Annotated in this window: 21 protein-coding genes; 13 read left to right on the forward strand and 8 right to left on the reverse strand. The window is 62.6% G+C overall.

Annotation, left to right across the window (positions count from 1 at the left end; all coding sequences use genetic code 11):
* Window positions 1-25: 25 nt before the first annotated feature.
* Window positions 26-973 (forward strand): LysR family transcriptional regulator, encoded by a 948-nt coding sequence (locus tag AC4CWF_RS16955; protein WP_491282797.1) that lies wholly within the window; start codon window positions 26-28, stop codon window positions 971-973.
* Between the two features lie 4 nt (window positions 974-977).
* Here the strand turns inward: AC4CWF_RS16955 and AC4CWF_RS16960 are convergent, their stop codons facing one another.
* Window positions 978-1,772, reverse strand: a complete 795-nt coding sequence (locus AC4CWF_RS16960) for a class II glutamine amidotransferase (RefSeq protein ID WP_491282798.1) — start codon at window positions 1,770-1,772, stop codon at window positions 978-980.
* Between the two features lie 219 nt (window positions 1,773-1,991).
* Between AC4CWF_RS16960 and otsB the strand changes: the two genes are divergently transcribed.
* Window positions 1,992-2,786, forward strand: coding sequence for a trehalose-phosphatase (gene otsB / locus AC4CWF_RS16965; protein WP_491282799.1), 795 nt, complete (start codon window positions 1,992-1,994; stop codon window positions 2,784-2,786).
* Between the two features lie 38 nt (window positions 2,787-2,824).
* Window positions 2,825-4,249: an alpha,alpha-trehalose-phosphate synthase (UDP-forming) gene (otsA, locus tag AC4CWF_RS16970; protein ID WP_491282800.1), complete on the forward strand. Its 1,425-nt coding sequence runs from the start codon at window positions 2,825-2,827 to the stop codon at window positions 4,247-4,249.
* On the opposite strand, the gene AC4CWF_RS16975 is transcribed toward otsA, so the two are convergent.
* Window positions 4,198-5,109: a choline sulfate utilization transcriptional regulator gene (locus AC4CWF_RS16975; protein ID WP_491282801.1), complete on the reverse strand. Its 912-nt coding sequence runs from the start codon at window positions 5,107-5,109 to the stop codon at window positions 4,198-4,200. The two genes, otsA and AC4CWF_RS16975, sit on opposite strands and share 52 nt — an antisense overlap.
* A gap of 94 nt (window positions 5,110-5,203) precedes the next feature.
* On the opposite strand from AC4CWF_RS16975, the gene AC4CWF_RS16980 reads away from it, so the two are divergent.
* On the forward strand, window positions 5,204-6,154 hold the full coding sequence (locus AC4CWF_RS16980) for a choline ABC transporter substrate-binding protein (protein ID WP_491282802.1): 951 nt from the start codon (window positions 5,204-5,206) through the stop codon (window positions 6,152-6,154).
* Window positions 6,155-6,184: 30 nt separating this feature from the next.
* Complete coding sequence (gene betC / locus AC4CWF_RS16985; protein WP_491282803.1) at window positions 6,185-7,699, forward strand: choline-sulfatase; 1,515 nt, start codon at window positions 6,185-6,187, stop codon at window positions 7,697-7,699.
* A gap of 25 nt (window positions 7,700-7,724) precedes the next feature.
* Here betC and AC4CWF_RS16990 read toward each other — a convergent pair whose 3' ends face one another.
* Complete coding sequence (locus tag AC4CWF_RS16990; RefSeq protein ID WP_491282804.1) at window positions 7,725-9,308, reverse strand: peptide chain release factor 3; 1,584 nt, start codon at window positions 9,306-9,308, stop codon at window positions 7,725-7,727.
* A 107-nt stretch (window positions 9,309-9,415) separates the two neighbouring features.
* Here AC4CWF_RS16990 and dut point away from each other — a divergent pair, with 107 nt between their 5' ends.
* Entirely contained in the window at window positions 9,416-9,928 is a 513-nt protein-coding gene (gene dut / locus AC4CWF_RS16995) for a dUTP diphosphatase (RefSeq protein ID WP_491282805.1), read from the forward strand.
* Between the two features lie 2 nt (window positions 9,929-9,930).
* Complete coding sequence (locus tag AC4CWF_RS17000; RefSeq protein WP_491282806.1) at window positions 9,931-10,767, forward strand: GNAT family N-acetyltransferase; 837 nt, start codon at window positions 9,931-9,933, stop codon at window positions 10,765-10,767.
* A gap of 274 nt (window positions 10,768-11,041) precedes the next feature.
* Here the strand turns inward: AC4CWF_RS17000 and AC4CWF_RS17005 are convergent, their stop codons facing one another.
* On the reverse strand, window positions 11,042-11,917 hold the full coding sequence (locus tag AC4CWF_RS17005; RefSeq protein WP_491282807.1) for a DUF3313 domain-containing protein: 876 nt from the start codon (window positions 11,915-11,917) through the stop codon (window positions 11,042-11,044).
* Window positions 11,918-12,182: 265 nt separating this feature from the next.
* Here AC4CWF_RS17005 and AC4CWF_RS17010 point away from each other — a divergent pair, with 265 nt between their 5' ends.
* Entirely contained in the window at window positions 12,183-12,794 is a 612-nt protein-coding gene (locus AC4CWF_RS17010) for a LysE family translocator (protein ID WP_491282808.1), read from the forward strand.
* A gap of 61 nt (window positions 12,795-12,855) precedes the next feature.
* On the opposite strand, the gene AC4CWF_RS17015 is transcribed toward AC4CWF_RS17010, so the two are convergent.
* The 4 genes from AC4CWF_RS17015 to rsmI all read right to left on the reverse strand — a co-directional run bounded on the left by AC4CWF_RS17015 (window position 12,856) and on the right by rsmI (window position 16,878).
* Window positions 12,856-14,388: a YifB family Mg chelatase-like AAA ATPase gene (locus AC4CWF_RS17015; RefSeq protein ID WP_491282809.1), complete on the reverse strand. Its 1,533-nt coding sequence runs from the start codon at window positions 14,386-14,388 to the stop codon at window positions 12,856-12,858.
* A 174-nt stretch (window positions 14,389-14,562) separates the two neighbouring features.
* Window positions 14,563-15,513: a glutathione synthase gene (gshB, locus tag AC4CWF_RS17020; protein ID WP_491282810.1), complete on the reverse strand. Its 951-nt coding sequence runs from the start codon at window positions 15,511-15,513 to the stop codon at window positions 14,563-14,565.
* Window positions 15,514-15,584: 71 nt separating this feature from the next.
* A complete protein-coding gene (locus AC4CWF_RS17025; protein WP_491282811.1) occupies window positions 15,585-15,953 on the reverse strand; it encodes a YraN family protein in 369 nt (122 codons plus the stop codon).
* Window positions 15,943-16,878 (reverse strand): 16S rRNA (cytidine(1402)-2'-O)-methyltransferase, encoded by a 936-nt coding sequence (rsmI, locus tag AC4CWF_RS17030; RefSeq protein WP_491282812.1) that lies wholly within the window; start codon window positions 16,876-16,878, stop codon window positions 15,943-15,945. The genes AC4CWF_RS17025 and rsmI overlap by 11 nt, the downstream gene beginning before the upstream one ends.
* Window positions 16,879-17,111: 233 nt before the next feature.
* On the opposite strand from rsmI, the gene dnaN reads away from it, so the two are divergent.
* The 5 genes from dnaN to AC4CWF_RS17055 all read left to right on the forward strand — a co-directional run bounded on the left by dnaN (window position 17,112) and on the right by AC4CWF_RS17055 (window position 20,586).
* Entirely contained in the window at window positions 17,112-18,230 is a 1,119-nt protein-coding gene (gene dnaN, locus AC4CWF_RS17035) for a DNA polymerase III subunit beta (protein ID WP_491282813.1), read from the forward strand.
* Between the two features lie 120 nt (window positions 18,231-18,350).
* The gene (pmtA, locus tag AC4CWF_RS17040; RefSeq protein ID WP_491282814.1) at window positions 18,351-18,944 is read left to right on the forward strand and encodes a phospholipid N-methyltransferase PmtA; all 594 of its coding nucleotides are present in this window, start codon (window positions 18,351-18,353) and stop codon (window positions 18,942-18,944) included.
* A gap of 20 nt (window positions 18,945-18,964) precedes the next feature.
* Complete coding sequence (locus AC4CWF_RS17045) at window positions 18,965-19,564, forward strand: histidine phosphatase family protein (RefSeq protein WP_491282815.1); 600 nt, start codon at window positions 18,965-18,967, stop codon at window positions 19,562-19,564.
* On the forward strand, window positions 19,564-20,256 hold the full coding sequence (gene pyrF / locus AC4CWF_RS17050) for an orotidine-5'-phosphate decarboxylase (RefSeq protein WP_491282816.1): 693 nt from the start codon (window positions 19,564-19,566) through the stop codon (window positions 20,254-20,256). The genes AC4CWF_RS17045 and pyrF overlap by 1 nt, the downstream gene beginning before the upstream one ends.
* Window positions 20,257-20,298: 42 nt before the next feature.
* On the forward strand, window positions 20,299-20,586 hold the full coding sequence (locus AC4CWF_RS17055) for a DUF1330 domain-containing protein (protein WP_491282817.1): 288 nt from the start codon (window positions 20,299-20,301) through the stop codon (window positions 20,584-20,586).
* Window positions 20,587-20,627: the final 41 nt, after the last annotated feature.

Below are 20,627 nucleotides of genomic sequence, written 5' to 3' on the forward strand. Positions count from 1 at the left end.
ATGATGTTTGCCATATGCTGGAGATATGATGATGCTGGAGATCCGCCATCTGCGTTATGCCATTGCGGTGGCCGAGGAAGGCCATATGACGCGGGCGGCCGAACGGCTTGGGCTCCAGCAGCCGCCACTCAGCCAGCAGATCAAGGCGCTGGAGGCTCTGGTGGGGTCTCCTCTTTTTCGCCGCCTGCCGCGCGGCATGGAGATGACCGATGCCGGCCGCGCTTTCGTGGATCGGGCCCGCCAGGTGCTGGCCGATCTCGATGCCACCGTCGATGCGGCCCGGCGCGCCGCACGCGGCGAAACCGGAGCGCTCGCAGTTGGCTTTACCAGTTCGGCAGCCTTCCATCCGCTCGTCTCCTCCGTCTTTCGCGGGCTGCGGCAGGCCCTGCCGGACCTTGCGCTGCGGCTGGAGGAAGGTGCGACAGATGAGCTGACCGGCGATCTTCTGGCCGGCCGGCTGGATGCGGCCTTCATCCGCTCGGCAAGCGACACCCAGTCATCGCTGGTGATAAACCATGTCGATACGGAGGAAATGCTGCTCGCCATTCCCGACGTCCATCCGCTGGCGCATCCTTCGCAGAAGAAGCGGCGGATCGAGCTTGCCGATCTCTGCGAAGATGTGTTCATCCTCTACCGGCGCCCAAGTGGCCAGGGGCTCTACGATCGCATCATCGCCGCCTGCCAGAGGGCAGGGTTCAGCCCGCGCGTTGCCCAGGAAGCGCCGAAAATGGTGTCCACCTTAAGCCTTGTGGCCGCAGGCCTTGGCGCCTCGATCATTCCGGAATCCATGGCACGGCTGGAAACATCAGGCGTTGTCTATCGGCGGTTCACGCAAAGCTCGGGCCTTGTCGCGCCGCTGTATCTGGCCTTGCGGCGGGATGGACAGGCGGGCGCCCTTGCCCGTTTTGTCGAGGAAGTCAGCCGGAACGTCAAAAACCCCGGCAGCACCCGCCAGGGTCCCGCATCAGGATAGGCCGTCAGGCCGCTTCCAGCACGGTGTGCGGCTCAAAGGCAACGCGCGAAAAACCCATCTGCGACACGATGACCGCGCTGCCGTCGGGAATTTCCTCCCAGGCGTCCACATCGTCGTTCAGCGGTTCGGAGACAAGACAGTGGCCGGCAGTGCCGCCCATAGGTGCGGCATAGAGCGTCGGCGGACGGTGATCGGTGGCATAACGCACCGCATAAAGGCTTGCGCCATCGGAGAAGGCCGCCGTGAAGCGCACCAGCGGACTGACCTCATGGGCGCGCGACAGATCTTCGACCGTTGCAATGGCGCGCGCCATGGCGCCGAGCGGGTCCTCTGCCATGCCCATTTCGAGCGCCAGCAGGAACAGCAGTTCCGAATCCGTCGTGCCGGAGCGCGCCTCGAACAGCTCGTCCGACAAAAGCGCCTCCATGCGCCGGCGGATGCGGTCGAAACCGGCGATCTGGCCATTGTGCATGAACGACCAGTTGCGGTGGACGAAGGGGTGGCAATTGTCGCGCCGCGTTCCGCCATGGGTTGCGGCGCGCACATGCGCCAGAAACAGCGGCGAGCGGATCTGACGCGACAGGCTGCGCAAATTGCAATCCGACCAGGCCGGCAGGATATCGCGGTAACGGCCTGGTTCCGGGTGATCGCCATACCAGGCAATGCCGAACCCATCGCCATTCGTCGCTGTCTTGGCGCGGCTGGCGCAATGGCTCTGCTCGATGAGCGAGTGGGCGGGCGAGGAGACAAGCTCCTCCAGATATAAGGGATTGCCGCGATAGGCAGCCCAACGGCACATGATCTCGTCCTGTTGCCAAACGTGCCACCGGAACGGCGGCTCTCACTGTTAAAAAGATCGACCTAAAAACTTAAGCGAGGGTTACCATGGATACGCCCTCTTTCAAGGGCGTTCAGCCAGCATGATGTCGAATTCATGACAGCCCCCTTGCAAAGGGCGGGCGCCGGAGGCGGTGCTGCGACCCTTGCCTTTCGGAACGTGCCGCCTAGATACGTTCCCATGTTACCGACCGAAACATCACGTGAAGACGAGGCTGCCGCTTCGCAACCGGATGGACAGGCACTCGGCGTGCTTCGAACCGAGCCTCATGCCTGGGCGGTTTTCCTCGATATCGACGGCACACTGATCGATCTGGCGGATACGCCGGAGGGGATCGTCGTACCGCCGGATCTTGGCGCCCATCTTGAGGCTCTGTCGAAACGGCTGGGCGGCGCGCTGGCGCTGGTCACCGGCCGCGCACTCACCTATGCCGACCGTCTTTTCACCCCCCTGACACTGCCTATTGCCGGCCTGCACGGCGCCGAACGGCGCCGCGTCGATGGCACCATTGACGCTGTCGAGGACAATCCCGCCTTCAACACCCTCAAACGCTCGCTGGAACGCGTCACCGCCGATTGGCCGGGCGTCATCATCGAGGACAAGGGGGCAGCGGTTGCCGGCCATTACCGGCAGGCGCCGGACAGGCAGGAGGCCCTCCTCTCCGTCATGACATCGGCGCTGGAAGAAGCCGGGCCGGACTATGCCCTGCAGCGCGGCAAGATGGTGATCGAGATCCGGCCCGCCCGCGCCAGCAAGGGGGCGGCCGTGCGCGCCTTCCTTTCCGAACCCGCCTTTGCCGGACGAAAGCCCATCACCATCGGGGACGACCTCACCGACGAGGCAATGTTCAAAGTGGCAAACGAACTGGGTGGCCTTTCCATCCGCATCGGTGAGGCCGGTGAAACCGCAGCCCTTCACAGCCTTCCCTCAGCCGAAGCCTTGCGACAGATCCTGAAGCAACTGGCATCCGCCTGACAAAACCAGCGTCCAAAGCCTGAACAGGAGTATTTACCTTGAGCCGTCTCGTCGTCATTTCCAACCGCGTTCCGATGCCGGAAAAAAACGGCAATGCGCCCGCCGGCGGCCTTGCCGTGGCGCTGCAGGCCGCACTGGAAGAGCGGGGCGGCGTATGGATGGGCTGGTCCGGCAAATCCAGTGGCGGGCGCGAACCGGCGCCGCTGAAGCTGACCGAGCGCGGCAACATCACCTATGCGCTGACCGACCTCACCCAGACCGATGTGGATGAATATTACCACGGCTTTGCCAACCGCGTTCTGTGGCCGATCTGCCATTACCGGCTGGATCTCGCCGAATATGCCCGCAAGGAAATGGCCGGTTATTTCCGCGTCAACCGCTTTTTTGCCCACCGTGTTGCGCCGCTGATCCAGCCCGACGATGTGCTGTGGGTGCATGATTACCACCTGATCCCGCTGGCTGCCGAACTGCGCCAGATGGGCTTTAAAAACAAGATCGGCTTTTTCCTGCACATCCCCTGGCCGCCGGCCGATGTGCTGTTTGCCATGCCGGTGCATGAGGAAATCATGCGCGGCCTCTCCCATTACGATCTCGTCGGCTTCCAGACCGACCACGATCTGGAAAACTTCCGCGGCTGTCTCGTGCGAGAAGGGTTCGGCAATGCCATTGGCGATGGGCTGTTCACCTCCAACGGGCGCACGTTCAAGGGCGATTTTTATTCGATCGGCATCGAAACGGCAGCCTTTGCCGAATATGCCCGCAAGGCCGCCAACAGCGTGATGGTGCGCAAGGCCCGCCAGAGCATGGAAAACCGAGATCTGATCATCGGTGTGGACCGGCTGGATTATTCGAAGGGCATCACGCAGCGCATCGATGCGTTCGAATCCTTCGTGCTGCGCAATCCCGCCCATCAGGGCAAGGTCACCTATCTGCAGATCACGCCGAAATCCCGCTCGGAAGTGCCGGAATACGAGCAGATGCAGCGCACGGTGGCGGAACAGGCCGGCCGGGTGAACGGTGCGCTCGGTGCCGTCGACTGGGTGCCGATCCGCTATATCAACCGCTCGATCGGCCGGCCGGTTCTGGCCGGTCTTTACCGGCTGGCCAAGGTTGGCCTCGTCACGCCGCTGCGCGACGGCATGAACCTCGTCGCCAAGGAATTTGTCGCAGCCCAAGACCCCGAAGATCCGGGCGTTCTCGTTCTCTCGCGCTTTGCCGGCGCCGCCCGCGAGCTGAAGGGCGGCCTTCTGGTCAACCCTTACGACATCGAAGGCACCGGCAATGCCATCGCGCGTGCCCTTAACATGGGGCTGGAGGAGCGTCAGCAGCGCTGGCGCGGCATGATGGATCATCTGCTCGAAAACGACGTGAAACGCTGGTGCGACACGTTTCTCGAGGACCTCGTCAGCGATCAGCCTGCAGAAGCTGCGGAAAATCCAGAAACGAGCCAGGCGCAGAGTTGATCGGTTTCCGGTGTCGCCTCCTCCGGCGGCAAAATCCAGTATCCCCGCTCCGGCACCTTAAGCACCGGCCCCGTCTGAATGAGGTGGCCCGCTTCCAGCAGGCCATCGACGAGGCCAAGCCAGCCGAGCGCCAGCCCTTCCCCCGCAAGGGCCGCCTGCACCACCAGCGCATAGGTGTTGAAGCACAGTTCTCCCCGACCGGGAGCAAGGGCGTGGCTGGTGCCGAGATCGTGCAGATAGGCCGGCCAATCATACCAGGGGGAAGGCCCTTGCGTATCGAGATGCAGGAGCGTGGCGCGCCCGATCTCATCCGGGCTCCGAAGCGGCCCGTTCTCTTTCAGGAAGCCCGGCGCGCAGACAGGCACCACGCGCTCCGGCAACAGCAACGTGCCGGTGCGCCCCAGTTCCTCGCGCGTGCCGAACACCACCGCCACCTCGCTTTCGGCCGGCCTTGCCCGCTCCTCCCGGTGCGTTGCGACAAGCTGGATATCGACGTCAGGATAAAGCGCGCGGTAGGCATGCATGCGCGGCATCAGCCAGAGCGCGGAAAAGGCATAATCCGTGGAAAGCCTGAGCGCTGGCCGCAGCGGCCGGCGCCGGAACCCCTGCACCACGCCATCCACATCCTCCACGGCGCGCCGCACCACCTCGAACAGCCGCCGCCCCTCCGGCGTCAGCACCACGCCGCGATGGCGCCGCTCCAGCAGGGCGACCTGCAACTGCTCCTCGATGCGGCGGATCTGGTAACTCACCGCCGGCTGGCTGAGCCCCAGCCGTGCGGCGGCGGCCGTGAAATTACCAGCGCGGCCAACCTCGAAGAAAATCCGCATCCAGCCAAGGTCGAGCGGGCGCACTGGCATAAACAATCCTTTTGGCAACCATCGAAAAACGCCCTCTTCACAAGCGAACGGGGCTTCGTGATCAATAAACTGCTCGAATAGAAGGGGAACCGCAATGAAAACCGTTTCGCGCATCCACCGGCTGATCGCCGGCCTGACGATTTCCGCATGTGTAGCCGGTGGCGCCATCGCCGCCGACGACGCCGCCTGCAAGACCATCCGCCTGTCCGATCCCGGCTGGACGGACATCACCGCCACCAATGCCGTCGCCTCCGTCGTTCTCGATGGCCTCGGTTACACGCCCGACGTGAAGACGCTCTCGGTGCCGATCGGCTACCAGTCGATGAAGAACGGTGAGATCGACGTCTTCCTCGGTAACTGGATGCCGGCTCAAAAAGCCTTCATCGAAGATCTGGCGAAGGCCAAGGCCATCGAGCAGATGGGCACCAATCTTGAGGGCGCGAAATTCACGCTCGCTGTACCAAGTTATGTCGCGGAAAAAGGCGTCAAGGATTTCGCCGACCTGCAGAAACAGGCCGATGGGTTTGGCAAGAAGATTTATGGCATCGAACCCGGCGCACCGGCCAATGCCAACATCCAGAAGATGATCGACGCCAATGATTTTGGCCTCAAGGGCTGGGAACTGGTGGAATCGGGTGAGCAGGCCATGTTGGCGCAGGTGGAACGCGCCGGCCGCGACAAGGGCAATATCGTTTTCCTTGCCTGGGCGCCGCACCCGATGAACACGAAGTTCAACCTGACCTATCTCTCCGGCGGCGACGCTTATTTCGGCGCAAACTATGGCGGCGCGGAGGTTCACACGCTGGCACGCACCGGCTGGCCGGCAAAGTGCCCGAATGCCGCAATGCTGTTTAAAAACATGCGCTTCGAGATCGACATGGAGAACGAGCTGATGGGCGCGATCCTTGGCGGCGAGGAGCCGAAGGCTGCAGCAAAAACCTGGCTGAAGGCGAACCCGAAAACCATCGAACCCTGGCTTGCCGGCGTCTCGACGCTGGATGGCAAGCCCGGCCTTGCAGCCGTCAACAAAAGCCTCGGCCTCTGATCCCAAAACCTTAAGCAGCAGGATATCCGCATGACCCGGCCGAACATTCTCATTTTGATGGTGGACCAGCTGAATGGCACGCTGTTTCCGGACGGGCCAGCGGATTTCCTGCATGCGCCGCACCTGAAAGCCTTGGCGAAGCGTTCCGTCCGCTTCGCCAACACCTATACGGCAAGCCCGCTTTGTGCGCCGGCGCGGGCAAGCTTCATGTCCGGCCAGTTGCCCAGCCGCACCCGCGTTTATGACAACGCTGCCGAATTTGCCTCCGACATCCCGACCTATGCCCACCACCTACGCGCCAGCGGCTATTACACGGCACTATCCGGAAAAATGCATTTCGTCGGCCCCGACCAGTTGCACGGTTTTGAAGAACGTCTGACGACCGACATCTACCCCGCCGATTTCGGCTGGACGCCTGACTATACCAAGCCCGGCGAGCGCATCGACTGGTGGTATCACAATCTCGGCTCCGTCACCGGCGCAGGCGTCGCCGAAATCACCAACCAGATGGAATACGATGACGAGGTGGCGTTTAACGCCACCGCCAAGCTCTACGATCTGTCCCGCCGCGCCGACGAGCGCCCGTGGTGCCTGACCGTCAGCTTCACCCATCCGCACGATCCTTACGTGGCGCGGAAAAAATACTGGGATCTCTACCAAAACTGCGAAGCGCTTGATCCGCCGGGCGATATCCCCGCTTTCGAGAGCCTCGATCCACACTCAAAACGCCTGCTGGAAGCCTGTGATTTCCGCGCTTTCGACATCACCAAAGATCAGGTGCGCCGGGCCCGCCAGGGTTATTTCGCCAATATTTCTTATGTCGATGACAAGATCGGCGAGCTTCTGGACGTGCTGGACCGCACACGGATGGCCGAAGACACCGTGATCCTCTTCGTCTCCGACCATGGCGACATGCTGGGCGAAAAGGGTCTGTGGTTCAAGATGTGTTTCTTCGAGGGTTCGGCACGCGTGCCCCTGATGATCGCAGCACCCGGCTGGCAACCGGCACTGGTTAAACAACCGGTCTCGACACTCGACGTCACGCCGACGCTCGCGGGCCTTGCCGGCATCGACATGGCCTCCCTTGCCCGCTGGACCGATGGCGAGGACCTGTCGGCGCTGGCAGGCGGCCAAGGTTCACGCAATCCCGTGCCGATGGAATATGCCGCTGAAGGCTCGATTGCGCCGCTGGTGGCGCTACGCGACGGCCGATTCAAGCTGATGCTTTGCGAGGCCGATCCGCCGCTGCTGTTTGATCTGGAAGCCGATCCGCACGAGCGCGAAAACCTTGCCGGCAATCAGGACCATGCCGCAACGATGATCCGCATGACCGGCGCCATGCTTGCCCGCTGGGATCTTACCCGCTTTGATGAGGCCGTGCGCGAAAGCCAGGCGCGCCGCTGGGTGGTCTATCCGGCTCTGCGCAACGGCGCCTATTTTCCCTGGGATTGCCAGCCGCTGCAAAAGGCATCCGAGCGCTACATGCGCAACCACATGGATCTGAACGTGCTGGAAGAGAACAAGCGCTTTCCGCGCGGGGAGTGATCCCGCGCGGCACGGTGGAGAGAAATCACGCCGCCTTGGCGACGTGATATTCCTTGATGGCAACCATCTTGATTGCCGGATAACGCTCCGATTCATAGCGCAGAGAAAACTGGTCCTGCGCCAGAAACACCGGATCGCCATCGAGATCGCGGGCGATATCGCCGCGCTTGACGGTCAGGAACTTTTCCATTTCCGCCGGCTGGTCCGACGAAATCCAGCGGCAGACGGAAAAGCGCGACATTTCAAACGAGACCGGCAGCGTATATTCGCCTTGAAGCCGTTCCTTCAGCACGTCGAGCTGCAGCGCGCCGACGACGCCGACAATGGCCGGCGAGCCGTCTTCCGGCGAAAACAGCTGCACGACGCCCTCTTCGGCCATCTGCTGCAGCGCTTCCTTCAGCTTCTTTGCCTTCATCGCATCCTCCAGCCGCACGCGGCGCAGGATTTCCGGCGAAAAGTTCGGCACGCCCTGGAAAACCAGCGATTCGCCTTCCGTCAGCGTATCGCCGATGCGCAGCGTGCCGTGGTTCGGAATGCCCACCACATCGCCGGCGTAAGCGGTATCGGCCAACTGGCGCTGCGAGGCAAAGAAGAACTGCGGCGCCGTCAGCCCCATCAATTTGCCCGTGCGGGCAAGCTTTGCCTTCATGCCGCGCTCGAGCTTGCCCGAGCAGATGCGCGCAAAGGCGATGCGGTCGCGGTGGTTGGGGTCCATGTTGGCCTGGATCTTGAAGACGAAGGCCGTCATCTTGTCTTCGGACGCATGCACCTTGCGGATATCCGCCACCTGGTCACGCGGCGGCGGCGCAAACTCGCCCAGTGCGTTGATAAGATCGCGTACGCCAAAATTCCTGAGCGCCGAACCGAAGAAGACCGGCGTCAGATGCCCTTCCAGAAACGCCTGCCGGTCGAACGGGCGGCAGGCCTCGCGGGCAAGCTCCAGCTCGTCGATGAAGGCATCGCGCTCGTTTTCCGGCAGATGCTCGGCCACACTCTGCGCGCCGTTGACCGGCAGGCCCTCGACCTGCGTATCGGAACCGCGATAGGTGTTTTGCGCCAGATTGTAGGAGCCGCAGAAATTCTTCGAGCGGCCGACAGGCCAGGTTATCGGCGCGGTATCAAGCGCCAGTTTTTCCTCGACCTCATCGAGGATCTCGAACGTGTCGCGCGCTTCGCGGTCCATCTTGTTGACGAAGGTGATGATCGGAATGTCGCGCATCCGGCACACTTCAAACAGTTTTAGCGTGCGCGGTTCTATGCCTTTGGCGCCGTCGATCACCATCACGGCGGCATCCACCGCCGTCAGCGTGCGATAGGTATCGTCGGCAAAATCTTCGTGGCCGGGCGTATCGAGAATGTTGAAGACGTTTCCGCCGAACTCGAAGGTCATGACTGACGTCACGACCGAGATGCCGCGCTCGCGCTCGATCTTCATCCAGTCGGAGCGCGTCTGGATACGGTCCTTCTTCGCCTTGACTTCACCGGCGAGCTGAATTGCACCGCCGAACAGCAGCAGCTTTTCGGTGAGCGTCGTTTTGCCGGCGTCCGGGTGTGCGATGATCGCGAAGGTGCGGCGGCGGGAAACCGCCTCTGCAATGCTTTCGGCCATTGGTCAAAAATCCTTTGAGTTGCCGCGTATCTAGCGATTTAAGGCCGAGTATGCAATTGACCTCGACAACAGGAATGGCGCGAGGCGCCGCAGATGGAGAGCCCCCCATGTCCGACACGTCCGCCACGTCCGACACGAGCCTTGCCCCGCACGCGGATCTCGGGTCCGACATTGCCGGCCCGACCCTCAACCTGGTGCGCCTTGCCCATGGCGAGGGCCTGGATCTCCCCTCCTATGAAACGGCAGGCGCTGCCGGCATGGATATCCGCGCCGCCGTCACAGAACCCATGACCCTTGCGCCGGGCGCCCGCGCACTCGTGCCAACCGGCTTCATCTTCGAAATCCCGCACGGCTTCGAGGTGCAGGTGCGCCCGCGCTCCGGCCTTGCCTTCAAGCACGGCATCACCTGCCTCAACACGCCCGGCACCATTGACAGCGATTACCGCGGCGAAGTGAAGGTGCTGCTGATCAACCTCGGAGAGGCCGATTTTGTCATCGAACGCGGCATGCGCGTGGCCCAGTTGGTCGTTGCCCCGGTCGTTCAGGCACGCATCGCCGAGGCTGACACGACAAGCCGGACCGCCCGCGGCGCAGGCGGTTTCGGCTCGACGGGCGTCTAAGGTTGTCTGGCGCAATCGACACATCAGGGCTTTCGCTACGCTCCGATTATTTTGGCGACCCCCGCGCCTGGCACGCCCTAAGCGACCTCCTCCTGGATATCTTCGGCATCGACGTGACGCCTCTGGAACTGCTCGGCGGTCCCGATCCGACCTGCATGCCCACAGGTTATTTCGATGATGACGGCTGCTGCATCGCCAATCTCAGCGCCTTTTCGATGCCACTGATGATCGACGGCGAAATCGTCCGCGCCGCCGGCTGGCAATCCGGCGCCGTGCGCCCCGCATGGCGTGATCGCGGCCTCTTTCGGCAGCTCATGGACATCACCTTCGAACGTTGCCGCACCGCCGGCTACGACGCCATGGTGCTGACCACCCAACACCCCGGCCTCTATGAGCCCTATGGCTTCAAAACCCTGCCGCAGGCGGATTTTTCCGGTCCCGCTCCGGCTATCGCGGAAAAGGTGCCACTCGCGCGCCGCCTCGACATCCGCAACCCGGCAGACCTTGAGCTGATCCGCAGCCGGCTTGTGCAGCGCGCACCGGTTTCCAGCCACTTCTCGGTTGTCGACCAGTCCCACATGTTCCTGCTGAACGCCTGGCTCTCAAACGCTTCGCTGCACTGGCTGGAGCCGTGCCACTGCATCACGGCAAGCAGGCCATCGGCCAGCGGAGGCCTGGCGCTGATCGACGTGGTCGGCAACACCATCCCGCCGCTTGCATCGATTCTGGCCGCCATTGCGCCTGCAGCCAGGCAGGTCGCGGTGCATTTCCCGCCGGACCGGCTGGATTGGCAGGGACAGGCAGTGCCTGACGACAGCGGCATGGCGCTGATGATGTGAAGCCGTGACGGGAGGCGTCCGGGTGCGCCGGTGCAGCTCTCGCCCATGGCAGATTTCTGACCGGCTTCATCTTTGCCCCGACGCTTTTGCGGTGCTCCGGCCATGTCTTCCGGCATGGCGCGACATGGCTTGACCTGCCCGGCACCCTCGACGGCAACCAGTGCGGAAAGGGAAGATGCCGCCGGATCAATCCCGGCGAGGCCGGTTTGATCGTCTTTTCGGCTCCAGGCAGTGCGGCACCGGAACGGCTGATAACCCCTCGATGGAGCCAAGCCTATTTCGCGGTGCTCTTGTCTGCCCAGGACGGTGGTGCGCCGACAGCGCTTGCTACGAACCCACCCACGCCCGGGGCGCGCCCGAAGGCATCGCAGGCGGCATATTTGGGGGCGCCGCCCATCTGCGACGTCAACCGCTGGCCCGACGGCAGGTTAAAACTCACGCCGGACGGCTCTTTTCCCTTGACCATCATGCTGGAAAACGTGTTCGCAAATGTAGCGGCCAGGCCGTAGGCGTCACCGATTTCCGAGACCCGCGGACTATTGGTGATGGAATTGGCACCGCGCGACCAGACGATGGCGGCACGCTGCACGCCTGACGCATCGAGAGCCTCGCCTTCGACAGCCAGCCCGCCAAGGCCGATCGGCAGGCGCGGAACGCCGACCGGCAGAACCGCAGAAGTGCCAAGTGTGGCAACCTTGGATATGCCCGCGGCAACCTTGCCGGTCGGGACGATGTCGGTAATCGTTGCGCGCACGGTAAGATCCGCCCCCTGACCGGGCGCGACAACCCGGTACTTGTCGCTGAGCCCGATGCACAATGCCCGATCAAGCGCATTCGAAACCAGTTTTTCCTGAGCGGGATCGTTCACCCTGGCAGCGGCGGCCGGAGAAACCGTGGCGGGCAGGATGGCAACCGATGTTGCCGAAAGAAGCGCCGGCCCATCGGCAAAGCTGCGAGATTTGGCTATGCGCCCCTCCACCGGGCCAAGGCGGCTGTAGGACGATAACGAGCCCGCCTCTGTCAACGGCACAGAACTACATCCGGCAATGGCGAAGCTGAGAACGGCAAGGGATAAAGCAGCCGGCGAGTAAGGGGGAAGCGCAAGTGGAAGCTTGGAGCGGCACGCGATTGCAGCGGAAACGGAGGCCATTAAAATTTACCTTGTTGACGGCGTTTGAAGACAAGTTTGCGCATCGGAAACCAGCATGAGGTCCCGGCAGCCGCCTGCAAGGCCTCGCCCTTCCGGAGGTGACCGATGCAAGTACTAATTAGTACCGCAATTTACTCGCTTCTACGCATCAACATTTGGCTTTTTTCGGGGCGGCATACGTGGGAAGTGCCGTGGCAGATGCGGCGTCATCCTTGACAGATACCCGCCGGTCGGTGATCAGGCATAAACGGGTGGGAGGCCTTTCATGACACTGACGACCCTGCTGACTTATGCCGCTGCGCTCTTCGTCGCCGCTGCCATTCCCGGCCCGGGCATGACGGCAATCGTTGCCCGCGCGCTGGGATCTGGCTTTCGCCCGACCTTCTTCATGGGACTCGGCCTCATTCTCGGCGATCTGGTCTATCTGACGGCGGTCATCCTTGGCCTTGCCATCGTTGCGCAGAATTTTACGACCCCGTTTCTGATCCTCAAATATGCCGGCGCGGTCTACCTGATCTATATCGCCTGGAAACTCTGGACTGCCGGCCTTCTGGCGCAGGATATTGTCGCCAAGGCGGCGCCCGGCCTTGGCCTTTCCTTCCTGTCCGGTCTGCTGGTGACGCTCGGAAACCCGAAAACCATGCTGTTCTATGTGGCGCTGGTGCCCACACTCATCCCCCTCACGCAGATTGGCGCGACCGACTACGCAGCCCTTGTCGCCCTCACCTTCGTCGTGCTGATGGCGGTTCTCATTCCCTATATCCTGCTTGCCTCCAAGGCCCGCATCCTCCTGAAGAAACCAACAGCGCTGATGCTTCTCAACCGTTCCGCCGCAAGCATCCTGGCTGGCACTGCCGCCTATATCGCCGCCCGCTGATCATAAAAATCCGCCCATCCCCTCGCCGGCATCCTCTCCGATGTGGCGTGCCGTTGTCGCCTCAGGCCGCTGCCGTCAGCCGTTCGCCGGCAATCCGGTAGGAAATGGCTTCGGCGAGATGAATGCGTCCCACCCGCTCCTGACCGTCGAGATCGGCAAGCGTGCGGGCAACCTTCAGCACCCGGTGATAACCGCGGGCTGAAAATTTGAGTTTTTCGGCCGCATCCCGCAAAAGCTGCAAGCCCCCGGCATCCGGTTCGGCAAACTGTTCGATCAGCGCCGTCGAGCAGCGGGCATTGGTGCCGATCAACGGAAGGCCGGCTTCTGCGAAGCGGTCGCGCTGGCGGTTGCGGGCCGCAGCAACACGCGCCGCAACTGTCGCGCTGCTTTCGGCAGGGCGCGGACGGATGAGATCGGCAGCCGAGACCGAGGGCACGTCGATGCGGATATCGATGCGGTCCATCAGCGGCCCGGAGATACGGTTCTGGTAATCGCTGACGCAGCGCGGCCCGCGGGCGCAGGTGTGACCCGGCTCGCCCGCCATGCCGCAGCGGCACGGGTTCATGGCCGCCACCAACTGGATGGCGGCGGGATAGGTGACGCGGTGGTTGGCGCGTGCGATCACGCATTCGCCGGTTTCCAGCGGCTGGCGCAGCGCGTCCAGCACCTGCGGCGAAAATTCCGGAAATTCGTCGAGAAAAAGTACGCCGTGATGCGACAGCGAGGCCTCGCCCGGCTTTGCCCGGAGCCCGCCGCCGACAAGCGCTGCCATGGTGGCCGAATGATGCGGTGTGCGAAACGGTCGGCGGTCGGAGAGCTTGCCGCCGGAAAGCTGGCCGGCGATCGAATGGATCATCGACACTTCGAGCAGTTCCACAGCCGAAAGCGGCGGCAGGATGGAGGGAAGCCGCGCTGCCAGCATCGATTTTCCCGAACCGGGCGGGCCAACCATCAAGAGGTTGTGGCCGCCGGCGGCTGCCACTTCCAGCGCCCGCTTGGCACTTTCCTGGCCCTTGATGTCGGCGAGATCCGGCAGGTTGGCGGGTGCGGCCCGCACCGCCGGCTGCGGTCGCGACAAAACCTGCGTGCCACGAAAATGGTTGGCGAGCGCAATCAGGCTGCGCGGCGCCAGAATATCAATGCCGCTGCCAGCCCAGGCCGCTTCCGCGCCGCTGTCGAAGGGGCAGATCAGGCCCTTGTCCTGCGCATTGGCGCCAATGGCTGCCGGCAGCGCGCCGGCAACGGCGGCAAGAGTTCCATCCAGGTTCAGCTCACCCAGCACGACGTAACCGGAGAGAGCCTCGGCCGGAATGGCGCCGAGCACCGCCATCAACCCCAGAGCGATCGGCAGATCGAAATGCGAACCTTCCTTCGGAAGATCCGCCGGCGCCAGATTGATGGTGATCTTCTTTGGCGGAAGTGCAAGGCCGGACGCGTGAAGCGCTGCCTGCACCCGCTCCCGGCTTTCGGCCACCGCCTTGTCCGGCAGGCCGACGATATGCATTCCCAGCTTGCCGGGGCCGACCATGACCTGCACATCCACAGGCACGCCCTCTATGCCCTGGAACGCCACCGTGCTGACGCGCGCCACCATGCCCCTGCCCCTTGTGCGCCCGTGTTCCACTCACTGAAGTTGTTGTGGCGCCTAAATACAATCAAACACAATCACGGGACTAAAACAAGAACATTCGCGGAACAATTTTATCCGGCTACTGTATTAGATTTTTCTGTATTTCAGGAATGGGAACAAAGGAGAACAGGCGCGTGGTCAGGCGCGCTTTTCTTCGATAGCGTCCCACAACAGAGCTGCAACATCGGCACCGCCGAATTTCTTCACCTCGCGGATGCCCGTCGGCGAGGTCACGTTGATCTCCGTCATGAAGTCGCCGATGACGTCGATGCCGACAAAGAGGAAGCCGCGTTCGCGAAGGGCCGGCCCGATGCGGGCGCAGATTTCCTCTTCGCGCGCGGTGAGTTCGGTCGCTTCCGCGCGCCCGCCGACATGCATATTGGAGCGCGCGTCATGCTCGGCCGGCACCCGGTTGATGGCGCCGACGGGCTTGCCGTCAACAAGCAGAATGCGCTTGTCGCCCTTGCGCACGGCCGGCAAATAACCTTGCGCAATAAAGGGTTCGCCGCGATACATCTGCGAAAACATTTCGAGCAGCGAGGTGAAATTGCGGTCGTCGCGGGTGGAATGAAACACGCCGGCGCCGCCATTGCCATAAAGCGGTTTCAGGATGATATCGCCGATCTCGTCGCGGAAGCGCGTGATTTCGCCGACATCGCGCGAGATCAGCGTCGGCGGCATCAGGTCGGCAAATTCGGTGACAAAAATCTTTTCCGGCGAATTGCGCACCCAGGCCGGATCGTTCACCACCAGCGTCTTCGGATGCAGCCGCTCCAGCAGATGGGTGGAGGTAATATAACCCATGTCGAAAGGCGGATCCTGGCGCAGATGGATGACGTCCATCGTCGAGAGATCGACGCGTTCGCGTTCGCCGAGCGTAAAATGGTTGCCCTTTTCATCGCGCAGGCTCATCGGCTCGATCGCCGCGAAAATGCGGCCGTCGCGCATGGTCAGCCGGTCGGGCGTATAGTGGTAAAGCTCATAACCGCGCGCCTGCGCTTCCAGCGCGATGGCGAAGGTGGAATCACCCGCGATGTTGATGCTGGACACATGGTCCATCTGGAACGCGACTTTGCGGATCTTGGCCATACCCTGCCCCTTGTCAAATTGCCTGCCTGATGTAGGACGGCGAACCTTCAATGGCAACGGGCTTGCGGTTTTCAAAACGCATCCGGGAAATGACGGGGGATCCGCCACGGCCTGACGGCAATGATGTCATACCGTTGCGACAGAGTGTGCCCATCGCTGCGGCGAGAGAGCCACAGGTCGCTTGCCGCCCTGATGCGCTGCTGCGAGAACCCGCCGACGGCATCAACGGCCGCCGTCTCAAGCCGTCTCGCCTTCACTTCGACAAAGGCGACAAGGTCGCCCTTGCGCGCCACGATGTCGATTTCGCCAACAGGCGTGCGCACCCGAAGGCCCAAGATGCGGTAGCCCTTGGCCAGCAGGAAGGCGGCGGCAACGTATTCCGACAGGCGCCCGCGGCGCTCGGCTTTTCGGCGCCGTCGGTTGCCAGCCTTAGCCGCCATCGCCGTCCTTCAGCTCGATGAGGCGCTGGTAGAGATCCTTGCGCGACAGGCCGGTGAGGCGGGCGGCTTCGGCTGCCGCCTTGGTCGCGGGCATGGAGAGCGCCAGTTCGCGCAGCATCACGTCCACATCGACAGCCGCTGGAATATCGTCAAAGGCGGGCGGGCCGATGACGAGCACGATCTCGCCTTTGACCGTGCGCTCTTCGTCATAATAGGCGGAGAGGTCGCCCAGCGTTCCGCGGCGAAACTCCTCGAATGTCTTGGTCAGTTCCCGGCACACGCAGGCCGCCCGCGTCGGCCCCAGCACGTCGGCGGCAATGGCCAGCGTATCGCCGATGCGGTGGGGGGATTCAAAGAAGATCAGCGTTGCCGGAATTTTGGACAATTCCGCCAGCCGGTCGCGCCGGCCCTTGTCCTTCACCGGCAGGAAACCGGCAAACAGGAAGGCATCAGAGGGAAGGCCGGAGCCAACGAGGGCGGCCAGCGGCGCTGAAGGCCCGGGGATCGGCACGACCCGGTGGCCGGCCTCGATGGCAAGCTGGCCGAGCCGGTAGCCGGGGTCCGACACCAGCGGCGTGCCGGCATCCGAGACAAGCGCCACGGATTTGCCCGCCGCAAGCGCCGCGATAAGGCGCGGGCCGGCCTCATTGGCATTGTGCTCGTGATAGGCATAAGGGCGGTTGACGATGCCGAACCGGTCGAGCAGCACGCGGGTGACCCGCGTATCCTCGCAGGCGAGAACATCGGCACCTGCGAGCGTCTCCAGCGCCCGCAGCGTGATGTCGCCGAGATTGCCGATGGGGGTCGCCACCAGATAGAGCGCCGGCTCCAGCGGGCGCGCCGGCACCGCCACATTGGCCACCCGATAGGTGCGGCCCGAGGTGTTTTCGTCTTCAGTCACGGTCTCATCAGGCCTTTCATTCATAGGAAGCCTTTATGCGGGAGCAGCCTCCATTCAGCAAGCGCGGGTGGCGAGGTGCGGAAAGCTGTGAGCCGAGCCGCTGCCAGCAGGAAATAAAGCCGGCCAGACCCGCCCACCCCTTGCCTTTTCGTGAGAAACTCTGCCATTTTGCCCGTCCACATCGTCCGACCAGACTGCGGACAGAAATAACATGCAAGGTCCCTCGCGGACCGGCACGGTCGAAAGCGGTAGCGTCCATGCGTATAACTCTTGAGCGGTCCAACCTCCTGAAGTCGCTGAACCACGTCCACAGGGTCGTGGAGCGGCGCAACACGATCCCGATCCTGTCGAACGTGCTGCTGAAGGCTTCCGGCAACGATCTGGCGCTGAAGGCGACGGACCTTGATCTGGAGATCACCGAGGAAGTGCCTGCCATGGTCGAACAGGCGGGCGCCACCACGGTGCCGGCGCATCTTCTCTATGAAATCGTGCGCAAACTGCCTGACGGTGCCGAAGTCCGGCTTGCCACCAATCCGGATGGCGCCGGCATGACGGTACAATCCGGCCGGTCGAAATTTTCGCTGCAATGCCTGCCGGAATCGGATTTTCCGGATCTGACCGCCGGCACATTCAGCCACGGCTTCAAGATCAAGGCGACCGATCTGAAGATGCTGATCGACCGCACGCAGTTTGCCATCTCCACCGAAGAAACCCGCTATTACCTCAACGGCATCTTCTTCCACACGATTGAAGCCGGCGGCGAACTGAAGCTGCGCGCGGTCGCAACCGATGGCCACCGCCTTGCCCGTGCCGATATCATCGCGCCCTCGGGCTCGGAAGGCATGCCGGGCATCATCATTCCGCGCAAGACTGTCGGCGAACTGCAGAAGCTCGTGGACAATCCGGAGACGATCGTCACCGTCGAGGTGTCGGACGCAAAAATCCGCCTCACCATCGGCCAGGTGGTGATGACCTCCAAGCTGATCGACGGCACCTTCCCGGATTACCAGCGCGTCATCCCCACCGGCAATGACAAGGAAATGCGCGTCGATTGCCAGAGCTTTACCCGCGCGGTTGATCGCGTTTCGACCATTTCGTCGGAACGTGGCCGCGCCGTGAAACTGGCGCTCAGCGAAGGCCAGCTGCTGCTCACCGTCAACAACCCGGATTCGGGCAGTGCGACGGAAGAAGTCGCCGTCGGTTACGACAACGACGCCATGGAAATCGGCTTCAACGCCAAGTACCTGCTCGATATCACCGCCCAACTTTCAGGCGAGGATGCCATCTTCATGCTGGCCGATGCGGGGTCCCCGACATTGGTCCGGGATACCGCCGGTGATGACGCACTTTATGTTTTGATGCCCATGCGGGTATGATTTTCAAAGGGATCGGTTCGCCGGTCCCTTTTTTTGCCGCATTTTAGATGCGACATTTTTTAGAGATTTTGCGTCATCACGACGCGTTTACGTCAGGCTTTGAGTGCCGGGAGATCATGCATGGAGTTGCGTTTGAAAGAGCGGCTTGGCCGCAAATTCGATGAGGAAATCCGCTTCTTCAAGGGATGGATGGATGGGCCGAAAAGCGTCGGCGCCATTTTGCCCACTTCCGGCGTCACCGCCCGGCGCATGGCAAGCGTCATCACGCCGCAATCGGGCCTTCCGGTCCTCGAACTGGGTCCCGGCACCGGCATCATCACCAAGGCCATCCTGCAAAAGGGCATCACGCCGGAAAATCTCGTCTCGATCGAATTTTCGACGGATTTCTACCAGCACCTGGCCAAGACTTTCCCGCGTGTCAATTTCATCAACGGCGATGCCTTCGATCTGGAAAAGACGCTTGGGAACTTCCGCGACCGGCAGTTCGATTCCGTCATTTCCGCCATCCCGATGCTGAGCTTTCCGATGGAGCGGCGCATCGCGCTTCTGGAAGACCTGCTTAACCGCATGCCGCGCGGCCGCCCGGTCATGCAGATCACCTACGGCCCGGTCTCGCCCATCGTCGCACGTCCTGATCGTTACCAGATCAAGCATTATGATTTTGTCGTGCGCAATATTCCGCCGGCGCAGCTTTGGACCTATACACGGCCCTGACAGTTGCACGGGGGGCCCATATGTTTGCCGTCTACATCACCCACCCGCAGGTAAAAATCTCCGCCGACGTGCCGGTGCCGCAATGGGGCCTTTCCGATCTCGGGGTTGAACGGACCCGAAAGGCTGCACAGCAGCCCTGGGTCAAACAACTCGCCCGCATCATCTGCAGCGGCGAGACGAAAGCGATCGAGACGGCTGATATTCTTGGCGAGGCGGCATCGATCACACCCGAGATCGATGAGACCATGCACGAAAACGACCGCTCGGCGACCGGTTTTCTGCCGCCGCCGGCCTTCGAAGCGGCCGCAGACTGGTTTTTTGCCCATCCGACGGAAAGTTTCAAAGGCTGGGAGCGGGCGGTGGATGCGCAGGCGCGCATCGTCTCCGCCGTCTCCCGCGTGCTTGCCGACCACGATCTGGCGCGGCCCATCGCCTTTATCGGCCATGGCGGCGTCGGCACGCTTCTGAAATGCCATCTGGCGGGCAAGCCGATTGCCCGAGACGGCGACCAGCCGGGTGGCGGCGGCAATCTTTTTGCCTTCCGTCCGGCCCGCTCCCTTGTCGATTGCCGCCTCACATGCGACTGGACGCCGATGGAATTCTGGCAAGGAGACAAGTGATGACCCCACGCGACCGCCTGATCGTCGGGCTCGACGTTCCAACCGTTACCGAGGCGGAAAGCCTTGTCACAACGCTCGGCTCGGACGTCTCCTTTTACAAGATCGGCTATCAGCTGGCCTTTGTCGGAGGGCTGGACCTGGCGCGAGATCTGGTGGCCGATGGCAAACAGGTGTTTCTCGACATGAAGCTGCTCGACATCGACAATACGGTGGCCAAGGGCGTCGAAAACATCATGAAGATGGGCGTCACCATGCTGACGCTGCATGCCTATCCCAAGGCCATGCGCGCGGCAGTCGAGGCCGCCAAGGGCTCGAACCTCTGCTTGCTCGGCGTCACCGCGCTCACCTCCATGGACGATGCCGATTTGCGCGAGGCCGGCTACGAATACGATCCGCATACGCTGGTGCTGACGCGGGCCGAACAGGCGCGCGCGGCCGGCATGGGCGGTATCGTCTGCTCGGCCGAGGAATCAGCCGCCGTGCGAAAAATCATCGGGCCGGATATGGCGCTCGTTACCCCCGGCATCCGCCCAAAAGGTGCCGACGCCGGCGACCAGAAGCGCGTCGTTACCCCGTTTGATGCACTGAAGGCAGGCTCCAGCCATCTCGTCGTCGGCCGCCCGATCGTGAAGGCAGACGATCCGCTGACGGCTGCCCGCGCCATCCTTGCCGAGATGGCAACGGCACTTTAAGCCTCTAGTCGCAGAAGAAACCACGAAAAGGGAGACGGCAAAATGGCCAAGGGATACTGGATCGCCCGCATCGATATCAACGAGCCGGAGCGCTACAAGGATTATGTCGCGGCCGCAAAGCCGGCGTTTGAAAAATACGGCGCGGTGTTTCTCGCCCGCGGCGGCGAAGCCACCGAGCTGGAAGGCACGGCGCGCGCCCGCAACGTCGTCATCGAGTTTCCCTCCGCGCAGGCCGCCATCGATTGCTTTCATTCGCCCGAATACCAGATCGCCGCAAAGATCCGCCAGGAAGTGGCAGATGGCGAACTGGTGGTCGTTGAAGGCGTCTGATGCCTCCCGGCGCCGGCCTTGCGGCCGGCGTCCCGCATTGC

This window comes from Neorhizobium sp. PAMB6630 (genome assembly GCF_058242775.1).